The sequence below is a fragment of the Bradyrhizobium sp. USDA 3311 genome, from assembly GCF_054062495.1.
In genome coordinates this window covers 3,672,439-3,689,071 of sequence record NZ_JBSSFI010000001.1, presented here as the reverse complement: position 1 = coordinate 3,689,071, position 16,633 = coordinate 3,672,439, and the positions used below count along the sequence as shown (strand labels likewise).

At 65.2% G+C, this 16,633-nt stretch carries 9 protein-coding genes; 7 read left to right on the top strand and 2 right to left on the bottom strand.

Features of this window, described 5'->3' with window-relative positions; all coding sequences use genetic code 11:
* The first annotated feature begins 7 nt into the window (after positions 1-7).
* The 5 genes from treS to treY are packed head-to-tail and all read left to right on the top strand — an operon-like array spanning position 8 to position 12,062.
* Positions 8-3,304 carry a maltose alpha-D-glucosyltransferase gene (gene treS, locus ACVWW6_RS17525; RefSeq protein WP_456681129.1) on the top strand — a complete coding sequence of 1,099 codons (3,297 nt, stop codon included), beginning with the start codon at positions 8-10 and terminating at the stop codon, positions 3,302-3,304.
* On the top strand, positions 3,297-5,444 hold the full coding sequence (glgB, locus tag ACVWW6_RS17520; RefSeq protein ID WP_038965697.1) for a 1,4-alpha-glucan branching protein GlgB: 2,148 nt from the start codon (positions 3,297-3,299) through the stop codon (positions 5,442-5,444). The genes treS and glgB overlap by 8 nt, the downstream gene beginning before the upstream one ends.
* A 3-nt stretch (positions 5,445-5,447) precedes the next feature.
* Positions 5,448-7,526: a glycogen debranching protein GlgX gene (gene glgX, locus ACVWW6_RS17515; RefSeq protein ID WP_456681128.1), complete on the top strand. Its 2,079-nt coding sequence runs from the start codon at positions 5,448-5,450 to the stop codon at positions 7,524-7,526.
* Positions 7,523-9,274, top strand: a complete 1,752-nt coding sequence (gene treZ / locus ACVWW6_RS17510) for a malto-oligosyltrehalose trehalohydrolase (protein ID WP_456681127.1) — start codon at positions 7,523-7,525, stop codon at positions 9,272-9,274. Before glgX ends, treZ begins: the two co-directional genes overlap by 4 nt.
* Position 9,275: 1 nt before the next feature.
* Entirely contained in the window at positions 9,276-12,062 is a 2,787-nt protein-coding gene (treY, locus tag ACVWW6_RS17505) for a malto-oligosyltrehalose synthase (RefSeq protein WP_456681126.1), read from the top strand.
* A 3-nt stretch (positions 12,063-12,065) separates the two neighbouring features.
* Here treY and ACVWW6_RS17500 read toward each other — a convergent pair whose 3' ends face one another.
* Positions 12,066-12,383 carry a polyhydroxyalkanoic acid system family protein gene (locus tag ACVWW6_RS17500; RefSeq protein ID WP_038965696.1) on the bottom strand — a complete coding sequence of 106 codons (318 nt, stop codon included), beginning with the start codon at positions 12,381-12,383 and terminating at the stop codon, positions 12,066-12,068.
* Positions 12,384-12,564: 181 nt separating this feature from the next.
* On the opposite strand from ACVWW6_RS17500, the gene ACVWW6_RS17495 reads away from it, so the two are divergent.
* The gene (locus ACVWW6_RS17495; RefSeq protein WP_007595743.1) at positions 12,565-12,729 is read left to right on the top strand and encodes a DUF3309 family protein; all 165 of its coding nucleotides are present in this window, start codon (positions 12,565-12,567) and stop codon (positions 12,727-12,729) included.
* 113 nt (positions 12,730-12,842) lie between these two features.
* Here ACVWW6_RS17495 and ligD read toward each other — a convergent pair whose 3' ends face one another.
* Positions 12,843-15,521 (bottom strand): DNA ligase D, encoded by a 2,679-nt coding sequence (gene ligD, locus ACVWW6_RS17490; RefSeq protein WP_456681125.1) that lies wholly within the window; start codon positions 15,519-15,521, stop codon positions 12,843-12,845.
* A 116-nt stretch (positions 15,522-15,637) separates the two neighbouring features.
* On the opposite strand from ligD, the gene ku reads away from it, so the two are divergent.
* Positions 15,638-16,522, top strand: a complete 885-nt coding sequence (gene ku / locus ACVWW6_RS17485) for a non-homologous end joining protein Ku (protein ID WP_456681124.1) — start codon at positions 15,638-15,640, stop codon at positions 16,520-16,522.
* Positions 16,523-16,633 lie beyond the last annotated feature (111 nt).

Genomic DNA, 16,633 nt, shown 5'->3' with positions numbered 1-16,633 from the left:
TAACGCCATGAATGTTCTGTCTTCCGTCGATACCAAGAAGATTGAGGCTGCCGAGGTCGTGGATGAGCTCTGGTACAAGGACGCCATCATCTACCAGCTGCACGTCAAGGCGTTTGCGGACAGCAACAATGACGGCATCGGGGACTTCGCCGGCCTGACCGAGAAGCTGCCCTATCTCCAGGAGCTCGGCGTCACCGCGCTGTGGCTGCTGCCGTTCTATCCCTCGCCCGGGCGCGACGACGGCTACGACATCGCGGACTACGGCTCGGTCAATCCCGATTTCGGGACGATGAAGGACTTCAAGCGCTTCATCCAGGAGGCGCAGAAGCGCGGCTTGCGCGTCATCACCGAGCTTGTCGTCAACCACACCTCGGACCAGCACAAATGGTTCAAGCGTGCGCGCCGCAGCCATCCGGGCTCGAGCGCCCGCAACTGGTACGTCTGGAGTGACACCGACCAGAAATACCAGGGCACGCGCATCATCTTCACCGACACGGAAAAGTCGAACTGGACCTGGGATCACGAGGCCGGCGCCTTCTACTGGCACCGCTTCTTCTCGCACCAGCCGGACCTCAATTTCGACAATCCGCGCGTGGTCAGCGCGCTCATCCAGGTGATGAAGCGCTGGCTGGACGCCGGCGTCGACGGCTTCCGGCTGGATGCCATTCCCTATCTCTGCGAGCGCGAGGGCACTTCGAACGAGAACCTCCCCGAGACGCATGCGATCATCAAGCGTCTGCGCCAGGAGCTGGATTCCTACTCCAAGGGCAAGCTGCTGCTGGCCGAGGCCAATCAATGGCCGGAGGACGTGCAGGAATATTTCGGCCGTGGCGACGAGTGCCACATGGCCTACCACTTCCCGCTGATGCCGCGCATCTACATGGCGATCGCGCAGGAGGACCGCTTCCCGATCACCGACATCCTGCGCCAGACGCCGGACATTCCGGCAAGCTGCCAATGGGCGCTGTTCCTGCGCAACCACGACGAGCTGACGCTGGAAATGGTCACCGACGTCGAGCGCGACTATCTCTGGACCACCTACGCCAACGACCCGCGCGCCCGCATCAATGTCGGCATCCGCCGGCGCCTCGCGCCGCTGATGGACAACGACCGCCGCAAGATCGAGCTGATGAACTCGCTCTTGCTGTCGTTCCCCGGTACGCCGATCATCTATTACGGCGACGAGATCGGGATGGGCGACAACATCTATCTCGGCGACCGCAACGGCGTGCGCACGCCGATGCAGTGGAGCCCGGACCGCAACGGCGGCTTCTCGCGCTGCGACCCGGCCCGTCTCTACGCGCCGCTGATCATGGATCCGGTCTACGGCTATGAATCGGTGAACGTGGAGGCGCAATCGCGCAGCCTGTCCTCGCTGCTCAGCGCCACCAAGCGGCTGATCTCGGTGCGCAAGTCGACGCTCGCCTTCGGCCGCGGCACCATGACCTTCATCCGCCCGGCCAACCGCGCCGTGCTGGCCTATGTCCGGCAGTACCACGACGAGGTGATCCTCTGCGTTGCCAACCTCTCGCGGGCGGCGCAGGCGACCGAGCTCGACCTGTCGCCGTGGAAGGACCGCATCCCGCAGGAGATGCTCGGCCGCACCCGCTTCCCGCCGATCGGCGAGCTGCCCTACATGATCACGCTGGGGCCGTACGGCTTCTACTGGTTCCATCTCATGGAGCGCGACAAGTCCGAGCCGGTGACGCCGCGCGCGGTGCCGGAATTCGAAACGCTGGTGGTGCCGGTCAACTCGACCTGGGTGTCGCTGGCGCGCGAGCGCGGCGTGTTCGAGCACGATGTGCTGCCGGGATTCCTGTCGCGGACACGCTGGTATCCCGAGCACGATCCCAAGCACATCAAGCCGACGCTGACCTCGGCGGTGCCGTTCTGCGACATCGGCGACAACCGGCCCTGGATCGCGTTCTTCGAGGCGGCGCAACAGGACGCCGTTGCGACCCGCTACGTGCTGCCGATGCAGATCGAATGGGTGCGCTTCGACCGCGAGCGCTTCAACCCGAAGGCGCTCGCCGCCGTGCGCCAGGGCGCGCGCGAAGGTACGCTGCTCGACGTCGCGACCGACCAGATCTTCATCGGCTTGTTCCTGCGCAACCTGTCGCAGAACCTGGTGGTGGAAGAGAACAATCTGCGGCTGGAGTTCAAGGCGACCAGCCGGTTTGCCGACTACACCATCAAGGAGCCCGGACGCATCCGCGCGATCGAGCAGTCGAACAGCACCGCGCTGGTCGACAACCAGTACGTCGCCAAGATCTATCGCCAGCTCGAAGGAGGCACCAATCCCGAGATCGAGATCGGCCACTACCTCACGGAAGTCGCCCGCTTTGCCAATACGCCGGCGCTGCTCGGCAGCGTCGAGCTGGTCGAGGGCGATCAGCGCAGCACACTCGGCGTGCTGCATGCCTATGTCGAGAACCAGGGCGACGGCTGGGCGGTGACCACGGGCTATCTCGACCGCTATATCGACGAGCAGCGCGTCTTGTCGGCGGGCGAAGCGCCGCGCGAGACCCAGGAGCAGTCGCCCTACCTGCACTTCGTCATGCAGATCGGCCGGCGCCTCGCCGAGCTGCATGTCGCTCTGGCCGCGGCAAGGCCTGACGATCTCGCTCCGGAGCCGATCGGCTCCGCCCACATCAGGCACTGGGTCTCCGACCTCAAGGCACGCGCCGGGCGGGTTTTCGAGCGACTGGCCGACAGCCGCGACGGCCTGCGGGAAGCGGACCGGCCGCTGATCGACCAGCTCACGGCGCTGCGCACGAGCCTGCCCGACCGCCTGAATGCGCTCTTGCCATCCGACATCGACGGGTTGAACATCCGTCATCATGGCGACTTCCGCCTCGGGCAAATTCTGATCGTGAAGGACGATATCTGCATCATCGACTTCGACGGCGATCCGCGTCTGCCGCTGGCCGACAAGCGGCGCAAGCTGCCTGCCGCGCGCGACGTCGCCGGTCTGATCCGCTCGATCGATCTTTCGGTGAACGTGGCGCTTGGCCGGGCCCTGTCAGGAGGCACTGACGAGCAGAGCCGGCTTGTAGCCGCGCTCAGTGAATGGCGCGAGCGCGCCACCACGACCTTCCTGTCCGCCTATCGCGAGGCCATGACCGATCGGCGGCTGTGGCCGGAAGATCCGCAATCCGCGGAAGGCCTGTTAAGGTTTTTCCTGCTTGATCAAGCGTTCGACGAAGTAGGGTACGAGCTGTCCCACCGGCCTGAGGGGCTCCATGCGCCGCTGACCGGACTGCTTCGCATTCTGTCCAATGCCGAGAGCGAAGCCCATGCCTAAACTACCTGCCGAGGCCTACGCGATCATCGAGGGCCGCCACGCCGACCCCTTCCACTATCTCGGGCTGCATCCCGAGGGCGGCAAGAGCGTGGTGCGCGCCTTTCTGCCCGAGGCCTCCAATGTCGAGGCGGTTGGCGAGCACGGCGAGGTCGCCCGGCTCGACCGCGTCCACGACGCAGGCCTGTTCGTCGGCGCCTTGCCGAACGGCTCGAAGCATTACCAGCTACGCGCCAAATTCGGCGACAGCATCGTCGAGTTCGAGGACGCCTACCGCTTTCCGCCGATCCTGACCGATTTCGACCTCTATCTGCTCGGCGAAGGCACCCATCAGCGCCTCTATGACAAGCTCGGCGCGCATCCGATGACGCTCGACGGCGTCGACGGCATCGGCTTCGTGGTGCTGGCGCCGAATGCGCGGCGCGTGTCCGTGGTCGGCGATTTCAATTTCTGGGATTCGCGGCGCCATCCGATGCGGGTGCGCGGCAGCGGCTATTGGGAATTGTTCATCCCGCACGCCAAGCGGGGCGATCACTACAAGTTCGACATCGTCGGGCCACACGGCCATCAGCTGCCGCTGAAATCCGATCCGATGGCGTTCGCGAGCGAGGTGCGTCCGAAGACGGCCTCCATCGTGTTCGACGAGGCGCACCTGCCGCGGCCGCGCCCGGCGCCTGACGGCATCAATGCGCTGTCGGCGCCGATGTCGATCTACGAGGTCCATCTCGGCTCGTGGCGGCGCAAGGGCGACAATGAATGGCTCACCTACCGCGAGCTGGCCGAGCAGCTGCCGGCCTATGCCCGCGACATGGGGTTTACCCATCTCGAATTCCTCCCCGTCAGCGAGCACCCGTTCGACGGCTCCTGGGGCTATCAGCCGACCGGCCTCTATGCACCGACCAGCCGGTTCGGCACGCCGGAGGATTTTGCCGCGCTGGTCGACGCCTGCCACCGCGAAGGCGTCGGCGTGCTGCTCGACTGGGTGCCCGGCCACTTCCCGGATGATCCGCACGGACTCGGCAGCTTCGACGGCACCTCGCTCTACGAGCACGCCAACCCGCTGCAGGGCCGGCATCTCGACTGGGGCACGCTGATCTACAATTACGGCCGCACCGAAGTGACGAACTTCCTGGTGTCGAACGCGCTGTTCTGGCTGGAGCGCTACGCGATCGACGGCCTGCGCGTCGATGCCGTCGCATCGATGCTCTATCTCGACTACAGCCGCCCGCCCGGCGCCTGGATTCCGAACCAGTATGGCGGACGGGAGAACATCGAGGCGATCGCGTTCCTGCGCCGCTTCAACACCGAACTGTTCGCCCGCTTTCCGCAGGCAACCACGGCGGCGGAAGAATCCACGGCGTGGCCGCAAGTCTCGCGCCCGGTCGAATTCGGCGGGCTCGGCTTCGGCTACAAGTGGAACATGGGCTGGATGCACGACACGCTGAACTACATCAGCAAGGATCCGATTCACCGCAAGCATCATCACGGCGAGATCCTGTTCGGCCTGCACTATGCCTTCTCGGAAAATTTCATCCTGCCGCTGTCGCATGACGAGGTCGTGCACGGCAAGCGCTCGATCCTGGGCCGCATGCCCGGCGACGAATGGCAGCGCTTCGCGAACCTGCGTGCCTATTACAGCTTCATGTTCGGCCATCCCGGCAAGAAGCTCTTGTTCATGGGCGCCGAGATCGCGCAAAGCCGCGAATGGAATCACGACCAGTCGCTCGACTGGCACCTGCTCGAATACAAATATCACTCGGGCATCCAGGCGCTGATCCGCGACCTCAACCGGCTCTATCGCGCGGTGCCGGCGCTGCACCAGATGGACTGCGACCAGGCCGGTTTCGAATGGCTCATTACCGACGACGCCAATCGCAACGTGTTCGCCTGGCTGCGCAAGGGGCTCGACGAGCACGCGCGCTGCCTCGTGATCGTCAACTTCTCCCCCAACGTCTATCGCAACTATCGCGTTCGCGTGCCCTTTGCCGGCAAGTGGAAAGAGGTGCTCAACTCGGACTCCGCCCATTATGGCGGCAGCAATGTCGGGAACATCGGCGAGGTTCATGCCGTCGATGGCAAGACGCCCGAGCTCCGCCTCACCATTCCGCCGCTCGCCGCGATCTTCCTCGTTCCGGAAAGCTGACCGATGCGCCTGACTGCCGGATCGCCCGCACGCCTCGGCGCAAGCTGGGACGGACGCGGCACCAACTTCGCGCTGTTCTCGGCCAACGCGCAGAAGGTCGAGCTCTGCCTGTTCGACACGCAAGGCCGCCGCGAGCTCGAGCGCGTCGAATTGCCGGAACGGACCGAGGACGTCTGGCACGGCTATCTCAACGACGTCTCGCCGGGCCAGCTCTATGGCTATCGCGTGCACGGCCCGTACGAGCCCGAGCACGGCCACCGCTTCAACGCCAACAAGCTGCTGCTCGATCCCTATGCCAAGCGGCTCTCCGGACGACTGGTCTGGAGCGATGCGCATTTCGCCTACCGCACCGGCAGCCCGCGCGAGGACCTGTCCTTCGACCGGCGCGACAATGCGCGCGGCATGCCCAAGGCCGTCGTGGTCGACGAGACCTTCAACTGGGGCCGGCGCGAGATCCGCCCCAACATCGCCTGGGAAGACACGATCATCTACGAGGCTCACGTCAAGGGCCTGACGCAGAAGCGCGACGACGTCCCGCCGAACTTGCGCGGCACCTATGGCGGCCTGTCGTCGCCGGCGATGATCGAGCATCTGAAGAAGCTTGGCGTCACCACGATCGAGCTGCTGCCGATCCACAGTTTCGTCGACGACCGCATCTTGGTCGAGAAGAAGCTCGCCAATTACTGGGGCTACAACACGCTGTCCTTCTTCGCGCCCGAGCCGCGCTACGCCCAGGACAACGCGCTCGATTCCTTCCGCACCACGGTCGCGCGCCTGCACGATGCCGGCATCGAGGTGATGCTCGACGTCGTCTACAACCACACCGCCGAAGGCAACCACCTCGGCCCGACGCTGTGCTATCGCGGCATCGACAACGCCTCCTATTACTGGCTGAACCGCGAGAACCCGCGCTATTACGACGATTTCACCGGCTGCGGCTCGTCGGTGAACCTCACCCATCCGCGCGTGCTGCAGATGGTGATGGATTCGTTGCGCTACTGGGTCGAGGTCTGTCATGTCGACGGCTTCCGCTTCGACCTCGCCACGACCCTCGCGCGCGGGCCCAACGGTTTTGATCGCGGCAGCTCGCTCCTGACCGCGATCCGGCAGGATCCGGTGCTGGCCGCCGTCAAGCTCGTCGCCGAGCCGTGGGACCTCGGGCTTGGCGGCTACCAGGTCGGGGCGTTCCCCTCGCAATGGTCGGAGTGGAACGACCGCTATCGCAGCGCCATGCGCCGCTACTGGAGCGGCGAAGGCAGCCTGATCGGCGACATCTCCAGCCGCATGACGGCATCGTCCGACCTGTTCAACCACGACGGACGTCGGCCGCGCGCCAGCATCAACCACATCACCGTGCATGATGGCTTCACGCTGGCCGACCTGTTCAGCTACAACGAGAAGCACAACGAGGCCAATGGCGAGGACAATCGCGACGGCTCCAACGACAACCACAGCAACAATTGCGGCGTCGAAGGGCCGACCGACGATCCCGGGATTCTCGGTCTGCGCCGCCAGCTTCGCAAGAACGTGCTGGCCTGCCTGATGCTGGCGCAGGGCGTTCCCCTGCTTCTCGCCGGCGACGAGGTCGGTAATTCGCAATCCGGCAACAACAACGCCTATTGCCAGGACAACGAGGTCGGCTGGGTCGGCTGGGGCAATCTCGGCAAGGACGGCGACGACATGGTCGATTTCGTCGCCGGTCTCGCCGACATCCGCCGCCGCTTCTCGCAGCTTCGCAGCCATCGCTGGCTCGACGGACGCCCCAAAGACGGCCTCTCCTACGGCGCGCTGTGGCTGACGCCTGCCGGAGAAGAGATGACGGAGAACGACTGGAAATTCCCGGAAGGGCGGTTCCTCTCCTATGTGGTGGGGCCGATGGAACCGGGCGGGGCCGCGATCTTTATCGTCCTGAACGCCGCTCCCGAAGAGATCGCATTCAAATTGCCCAAGATGACCGAATACAAGAGCTGGCAGCAGATCCTCAACACGACCGATGCCAAGCTGAACACGATCGACTTCCAGCCCGGAAGCGACAGCAAGGCGCCGCCGCGCTCCGTGCTCGCCTTCGCGGGGGCGCTATGAGGCCGTCCTTCGGCGCGAGGCCGACGAAGGAGGGCGTGTCGTTCCGCCTGTGGGCGCCCGGCGCGCGACGAGTCGATCTCCTGCTCGACCGAAGGCACGCGATGCAGCGCCGGCAGGACGGCTGGTATGTGGCCGAGATCGCCGGCCTGACCACCGGCAGTCCCTACAAGTTCAGGATCGATGACGAGATCGACGTGCCTGATCCGGCCTCCGCATTCCAGCCCGAGGACGTGTTCGGCCCGAGCGAGGTGATCGATCACGACGCCTTCGCCTGGCGCGCGCGCGACTGGCGCGGCCGTCCCTGGGAAGAGACGGTGCTGATCGAGAGCCATGTCGGCACCTTCACAGCGGAAGGTACTTACCGCGCCATGATCGACAGGCTCGATCATCTCACGGCGACCGGCATCACCGCGCTTGAACTGATGCCGCTGGCGGATTTCGCCGGCCGCCGCGGCTGGGGCTATGACGGCGTGCTGTGGTATGCGCCCGACAGCGCTTACGGTCGGCCCGAGGACCTGAAGACGCTGATCGACGAGGCGCATCTGCGCGGGCTGATGGTGTTTCTCGACGTCGTCTACAATCATTTCGGCCCCGAAGGGAATTACCTCGGACGCTATGCGCCGGGCTTCTTCACCGACGCGCACACACCCTGGGGCAGCGCCATCGACTATCGCGTGCCGCAGGTGCGAGCCTTTGCGGTCGAGAACGCACTGTCCTGGCTCAGCGATTATCGCTTCGACGGACTGCGGCTCGATGCCGCCAACCACATCATGGCGCTGCCCGGCGAGCAGTCGATGCTGCAAGACCTCAGCGTCGCCGCCGGCGAGCTCGCCAAGGCCACGGCGCGGCACATCCATCTGGTGCTGGAGAACGGCGACAATCGCGCCAGCCTGCTCGACGCCGCGCAGGAGCCGCCGAACGGCAGATATCGCGCGCAGTGGAACGACGACTATCACCACGTCTGGCATGTGATGCTGACCGGCGAGCTCGCCGGCTACTATGCCGACTACCAGACGCCGCGCATGGATCTCGCACGCGCGCTCGCCTCGGGCTTCGTCTACCAGGGCGAGATCTCGGAGTTCTGGGGCAAGAAGCCGCGCGGCGAGCCGAGCCGCGAGCTGCCGCCGGCGACCTTCGTCAACTTCCTGCAAAACCACGACCAGATCGGCAACCGTCCGTTCGGCGAGCGGCTCGAAAGCCTGGCATCGCCGCGGCAGATCGAAGCCGCGCTCGCGGTCACGCTGCTGGCGCCGATGGTGCCGATGCTGTTTCAGGGCGAGGAATGGGGCTCGAAGGTCCCCTTCCCGTTCTTCTGCGACTTCCAGGGCGGGCTGGCCGACGCCGTGCGCAAGGGACGCCGGCAGGAATATGCCTGGGCCTATGAGAAATACGGCGACGAGGTGCCCGACCCGCTCGATCCGGCAACACTGCAATCGGCCGTGCTCGATTGGGGCGGCCGCACGCCGGAGCAGGATGCGCGACTGGCTCTGGTGCGTGACCTGCTCGCGCTCCGCCGCAAGGAGATCATGCCGCGGCTGAAAGGCGCGCGCTTCGGCGACGCCGAGGCGGCCGATAGCGGCTTGCTCCGCGCGCATTGGCGCATGGGCGACGGCACGACGCTGCGCCTCGTCGCCAATCTCTCGGATCACGAGATCATTTCCACCGACAATGCGGGCACGCCGATCTGGGGCGGCGCGGCCGGCGATCGGCTTCCGCCCTGGTCGGTGGTCTGGCGCCTCGGAGGTTGACATGCCTCCGGCCATTCCTCTCGCGACCTACCGGCTTCAGCTCACCGCGGATTTCGACTTCGACAAGGCTGCCGCAGTGGTGCCTTATCTCAAGTCGCTCGGAATCACGCATCTGTATGCCTCGCCGGTGATGAAGGCGCGCAAGGGCTCGACGCACGGCTACGACACCGTCGATCACAGCCAGTTCAATCCGGAGCTCGGCGGCGAGGCCGGCTTTGCGCGGCTGAGCGAGGCACTTGGCAGGAACGACCTCGGCCTCATCATCGACTTCGTGCCGAACCATGTCGGCGTGCACTTTGCCGACAATCCCTGGTGGCTGGACGTGCTGGAATGGGGACCGACTTCGCCGCACGCGGCCGCCTTCGATATCGACTGGGATCTGCTGCCCCACCGCGCCCGCGGCGGCGTGCTGCTGCCGATCCTCGGTTCGTCTTATGGCGAGGCGCTGGAGCGCGGCGACATCGAGCTGCGCTACGATGCCGGCGAAGGCAGTCTTTCCGCCTGGTATTTCGAGCATCGCCTGCCGATCGCCCCGGAGCGCTATGGCGAAATGCTGCGGATGTTCGTGAAGGAAGCCGATGCCGCCGAGACGGAGGCCGGCAAGCGCCTGCTCGCGCTCGCGGCCCGCTACACTGGCCTTCGCCGTCCCAACCGCAAGGAAGCCCCTGGCTTCAAGACGGAGCTGAAGGAGATCGCGGGCGCGGCCGACATCATCGCGAGCGGCCTTTCCGCCTATCGTGCGGCCAAGGATCGTCCGGCGCAGACGCTGGCGCTGCATCATCTGCTGGAGCGCCAGCACTACAAGCTCGGTCATTGGCGGCTCGCCTCCAGCGACATCAACTACCGCCGCTTCTTCGACGTCAACGGGCTCGCCGGCCTGCGCGTCGAGGACCCCGGCACATTCGCTGCCACGCACCGGCTGGTGAAGCAGCTCGTGGCCGACGGCAGGCTGCACGGCATCCGTCTCGATCACATCGACGGCCTGCGCGATCCCGCCCAGTACTGCCAGCGGCTGCGCCGGCTGGTGCGCGACGCGCAAGGCAACACCAAGCCGTTCTACACCGTGATCGAAAAGATCCTGTGCGAGCACGAGCACCTGCCGCATTTCGCCGGCATCAAGGGCACCACCGGCTATGAGTGGATGAACGTCATCACGCAAGTGCTGGTCGACGCCAAGGGGCTGGAGGCGCTGGACGAGACCTGGCGGCAAGTCAGCAATCGCCCACCGCGGCTTGCGCCTTACGTCAAGGAGGCCAAGCGGCGGGTGCTGGAGACGCTGCTCACCAGCGAATTCATCGTGCTGACGCGCCTGCTCGCACGCATTGCCAACGGGCATTACTCGACCCGCGACTTCTCGGCCGACAGCCTGCGGCAGGCGCTCGAGCTCTACGTGCTGCATTTCCCGGTCTATCGCACCTATCTCACGTCCGGCGCGCCTGCCGCGCACGATCGCAAGCTGATCGACGATACCATCGCGCGCGCCCGGGCAGAGTGGTTCGCCGCGGACGAGGGCATTTTCGATTTCCTGCGCGATGCCCTCACCATGGACCTGCTCAAGCCCGGCCGGCCCCCGCACAGTGCCCCACGCGTGCGCCGCTTCGCGCTAAAGGTGCAGCAGTTCACCGGGCCGGTGATGGCGAAGTCGCTGGAGGACACCGCGTTCTACCAATTCCACCGGCTGCTCGCGCTGAACGAGGTCGGCGGCGATCCCGCGAGCACCGGCCTTGCCATTCCCGCCTTCCACGAGGCCATGCGCGCGCGCGCCAAGGAATGGCCGCAAGGGATGACGGCAACCGCCACCCACGACACCAAGCGCGGCGAGGACGCCCGCGCCCGGATCGCAGTGCTCAGCGAAATTCCCGGCGAATGGACCAGCGCAGTTTCGCGCTGGAAGGTGCTGAACGCGCCGCATCTCGCGCTCCATGGCCATCTGCGCGCGCCGTCGGCGACGTTCGAATACATGCTCTACCAGACCCTGCTCGGCGCCTGGCCGCTTCACGGCCCGGTGGATGCCGGCTTCGTCGAGCGCATCCAGGCCTATGCGCTGAAGGCCGCCCGCGAGGGCAAGGAAGAGACGAGCTGGCTCAACCCGCACGAGACCTACGAGACCGGACTACGAGACTTCGTCGCGAAGATCCTCGATCCCGCGCAGTCGCGCGAATTCCTGGAGGCGCTGCAAACCCTGGCGCGCCGCGTCGCGCTGCTCGGCGCGTTGAACTCGCTGAGCCAGCTCACCCTCAAGGCAACGCTGCCGGGCGTTCCTGACTTCTACCAGGGCACCGAATTCTGGGATCTGTCGCTGGTCGATCCCGACAACCGCCGTCCGGTGGATTTTTCCGCGCGGAATACGGCGCTTGGTTCGCTGTCCGGTCCGGATTGGAGCAGCCTTATCAAGACTTGGCCGGATGGCCAGCTCAAGCTGGCCTGGACGCGGCACCTCCTCAAGCTGCGCAACGAGCTCGCCGGCGTTTTTACGCAAGGCGACTACCAGTCGCTGGACGTCCATGGCGCGCACGCCGATCATGTCATCGCTTTCGCCCGTCGCCACGACCGCGCTGCGGCGATTGTCGTGGTCGGGCGATTGTTCGCGCCGTTTTCGCAAGGCGGCCGGGAATGGCCCGCGCTCGAAGGTTTTGACGCCACCATCGACATCACCGGCTACGCTGCGCCGGGACTTGCAGGCAACGAACTGCCGGTCGCGCAGGCTTTTCGTGATTTTCCCGCGGCCGTCATCGAGGCCCGTACAGCGGGCGCCATCAGGCCTGCGCGGCAGCGCGTGCGCGCCTGAAACTCACTTTCCCCCGTCCTTGGTCAGCAGCAACTGCCCGCGCTTGCGGATCGTCGCCTGCGCCATCTCGGCAAAGCGCTGCAACAGCCAGGGCAGCACGACTTGCACCTTGACCTGGTCGTCGGCGACGTCGACCTGGCCGGTGGCAATCTGCCCGAGTGCGCGGATGCGAAAGGTCATGCTGTCGCCGCTCCAGCGCTCCTCCTCCACCTGCATCACGGGAATGCTCGCCGCCGCGCGGCCAAGCCCGGACTTCAGCCGGCGCACCGCTTCCTCGCGGCCGAGACGATGGGGAATTGAAACGACAAGCGGTGCTGACATGGCCGTGCCCTACGCTGATTGAATCTCATTCATCATGCCGGCCCGAGCGGCAAAGGTTCCATGCAACTTGCACCTGTCGCCCCGTTTCAAAACCGGAACTTTAAAACCTGCGGCAAGTTGCCCCCGCACCAAAGGGACAGGTGCAAACGACCCTTTCAACAGAGGGCTGGAGGAGACTAGCATGTCTATCGGTACGATCATTCTGATCATTTTGGTCATCGCCCTGCTCGGCGGCTTCAGCGGCATCGGCGGCGGGCCGTTCTACGGCACCGGCTATTACGGCGGCGGCGGCCTCGGGCTCGTCATCGTCATCCTGCTGATCCTGCTGCTGCTCGGACGGATCTAGCCAAGTCGGTCATTCCGGGGCGCGCGCAAGCGCGAACCCGGAATCTCGCGCCGCAAACCTCTGGATTCCGGGTCTGCGCTTCGCGCAGCCCGGAATGACGTTTACAAGAGCGACTACTTTATCTTCCCCGCAAGCTTCTTCATCGCGGCCTTGATCGACGCGGCCGCATCGTCATAGCCCTCCCACGCCTTGGAACGCGCCAGCAGGCCCAGCACCGTCCGCACCGTATATCGCTTCGGATCGAGATCGCCCTTCACTTGCGCCCAGGTGACAGGCATCGATACGGTCGCGCCGTCGCGGGCGCGGGGCGATAGCGGCGCCACCGCCGTCGCCAGGCGATCGTTGCGCAGATAGTCCAGAAAGATCTTTCCGTTGCGCAGCTTCTTGGACATGTTGAGCAGATAGCGCTCGGGCTCGTCATCCGCCATCCATTGGCAGATTCCTTGCGCGAACGCCTTGGCCTCCTTCCAGCTCACCTTGTCGCGCGCGCCGTGGAGCAGCGGCACCACCACATGCAGGCCCTTGCCGCCGGTGGTCTTGCAGAAGCTCTCCATGCCAACGTCAGCGAGCCGCTGCCGCATCTGCTTGGCCGCCTCGACGACATCGGCGAAACCGACATCCGGCGCGGGGTCGAGATCGAACACCAGCCGGCCCGGCGTATCATAAGCATCAGGCGCGCAATTCCAGGGATGCAGCTCGAGGCCGCCGATCTGCGCGACCGCGGCGAGGCCCTCGACGCGATCGATCTGCAAATACGGCTTGCGATCGCCGGACACCTTGGCGAGCTCGAGCAGGTTCGAGGTGCCCTGCATGGCATGGCGCTGGAAGAATGTCTCGCCGCCGATGCCGTCGGGCGCGCGCAGGATCGAGCAAGGTCGCCCCTTCAGGTGCTCGATCATCCAGCCGCCGACCGCCTCGAAATAGCGCGCGAGATCGAGCTTGGTGACGCCCTCGCCGTCGCCGCCATCCGGCCACAGCTCCTTGTCCGGCTTCGAAATCACGACGCCCATGACCTCGGCAGCGCCGGCATCTTTCTTCTTTCCGGACTTCGCAGGAACGCGCTTTCCAGCAGACGGCCTGGCGAGCTCGGTATCGGCGGGCGTCTCCGCCTCGACCTCCTCGGCCGGCTTGTCCTGCCGCAGCCCCTTGAAGGCGGCCTGGCGAATGTTGCCGTCGGCGGTGAAGCCGGCGAATTCGATTTCGGCGACGAGCTCCGGCTTCAGCCAGTGCACGTCCCGCGTCTTCTTCGGCGCGTTCTTGCCGCTGAACGGGCTGTCCTTGGCCTCCATGGCTTTAAGGGACGGCATGATGCGCTTGACCGTGTCGGCGCCGAAGCCGGTACCGACCATGCCGACGAAGACGAGGTGATCGCCGCGATGCACACCGGCCATCAGCGAGCGGAATTTGCCGTTGGTGGTCTTCCAGCCGCCGATCACGACCTCATGGCCGGCGCGGCATTTGGCCTTGGTCCAGCTCTCCGTCCGTCCCGACCGGTACGGTGCGTCCAGCTTCTTCGACACCACGCCTTCAAGCTCGAGCTTGCAGGCCGATTGCAGCACGGCGTCGCCGCCGCTCTCGAAATGCTCGACATAGCGGATCTGGTTCGATTTCCGCTTTTGTGCCTCCAGCAGCTCCTTGAGCCGCGACTTACGCTCCCTGAGCGGAAGGCGGCGATAGTCGCGGCCTTCGGCGAACAGGAGATCGAAGGCAAAGAAGATGAGGTCCTCGGTCTTGCCATCCGACAGCGCGGCCTGGAGCGAGGAGAAGTTCGGCGCGCCGTTGTGGTCGAGCGCGACAATCTCGCCGTCGATCATGGCCTCCGGCAGCGAATTCGCCTCCTTCGCGATGGAGGCGAACTTGTCGGTCCAGTCGAGACCCTTGCGGGTCTTCAGCGTCGCCTTGCCATCCTCGATGCGAAGCTGCACGCGATAGCCGTCGAACTTGATCTCGTGGCACCAGCCGTCGCCGGCCGGCGGACGCTCGACCGGCGTGCAGAGCTGCGGCGCGACGAAATCCGGCATGTCCGTGACCGTCTTGGCGTTCGTAGCCGCCGTGGCACTCTTCTTTGCGGCCTTGTTTACGGTCTTGCCGGCCTTCAACGCGGCGCGTGGCGCCGGCGCGACGGTCCGCCCCTTCGTCTCCTCGACGCGGTTGGATTGCCACACAGCATCGGCCTTGCCCCTGGCACCCTTCGCCAGCATGAACGGCTTTGGTGCGCGGCCCTTGCCTTCGGCGATCTGCGCCATCGCGCGGCCGGAGGCGACCGACTTGTCCTCGGCAAGGATGTCCGCGCCCTCGCGGGCATATTCGTCGCGATGCTTGATCAGCAGCCAGTTGGTGCGCTTGCCGCCATCGCGATCGTTGCGCATGCGGACCAGCACCCAGCTTCCGTGCAGCTTTTCGCCGTGCAGCGTGAACTTCAGGTCGCCCTTCCTAAAACCACGCTCGGGATCATCGGCCTCCCAGGTGCCGCGGTCCCACAGCATAACCGTGCCGCCGCCATACTGCCCTTCCGGAATCGTTCCTTCGAAATCGCCATAGTCGAGCGGATGGTCCTCGACCTCGACCGCCAGCCGCTTGTCGTGCGGATCGAGCGAGGGCCCCTTCGTTACCGCCCAGGACTTGAAGACGCCGTCGAACTCGAGGCGGAAATCATAGTGCAGCCGGCTGGCGTCATGCTTCTGGATCACGAAGCGTCGCTGTTTCGAAGAGGCTACCGCGGCCTCGCCGGAGGGCTCAGGGGTCTTCTCGAAGTCCCGCTTCTGTCGATAGGTGGAGAGTTTTCGCAGCACGACCGGTCCCGCATCTCTTTCGGCTTCAAGCCTATCACGGCAAAAGTCCCATCCGGAACCAAAACCCGACGCGCCGGTTGGAGTTCCAAAACGCCTTGAAAACGCTGGAGAATGGAATGGCCCCCCGCGCCTATTGGAAGGGAACGTTGAAGCTGTCGCTGGTCAGCTGTCCGGTCGTGCTCTATCCCGCAACGACCGCCGCGGAGAAGACCCGGTTTCACATGATCAACCGCGAAACCGGCAATCGCCTCAAGCAGCAAATGGTCGATTCGGAAACCGGCGACGTCGTCGAGAGCGACCAGAAGGGACGCGGCTACGAGCTGCGCAAGGGCAAATATGTCGAGATCGAACCGGAGGAGCTCGAGGCGGTCCAGATCGAGAGCAACCACACCATCGACATTGAGAGCTTCGTGCCGAGCGACGAGATCGACCAGCGCTACCTGGACCATCCCTATTACATCGCACCAGACGGCAAGGCCGCAATCGACGCCTTTGCCGTGATCCGCGACGCCATGAAGGACCAGGAGCGCGTCGCGCTCGCAAAAATCGTGCTTACCAACCGCGAGCATGTCATGGCGATCGAGCCGCTCGGCAAGGGCCTGCTCGGCACCACGCTGCGCTATCCTTATGAGCTCCGCGACGAGGACCAGTTCTTCGACGACATCAAGAGTCCGAAGATCACCAAGGACATGGTCGAGCTCGCCGGTCACATCCTGCACACCAAGGCTGCGCATTTCGATCCGAGCAAGTTCAAGGACCAGCACGAGACCGCGCTGAAGGCGCTGGTGAAGCGGAAGGCGAGCGGCAAGACGATCAAGCTGCCGGAGCCGGAGGAGCGGCCGAGCAATGTCGTCAGCCTGATGGATGCGCTGAAGCAGAGCCTGAGGGGGCGCGGCGGGGGACGGCCGTCGGCCAAGTCGCATGGAAGACGGACGACAGGACGGGGACGAGCCGCGAAGAAGGTGCACCGGTCGACGGCGCGACAGAGGAAGGCGGGTTAGCTTGTCATTCCGGGGCGCCTCGAAGAGGCGAACTATGGTGCGCAATTGCGCACCTGAGAATCTCGAGGTTCCGGGTTCGATGCTTCGCATCGCCCCGGAACGACGGCTTAG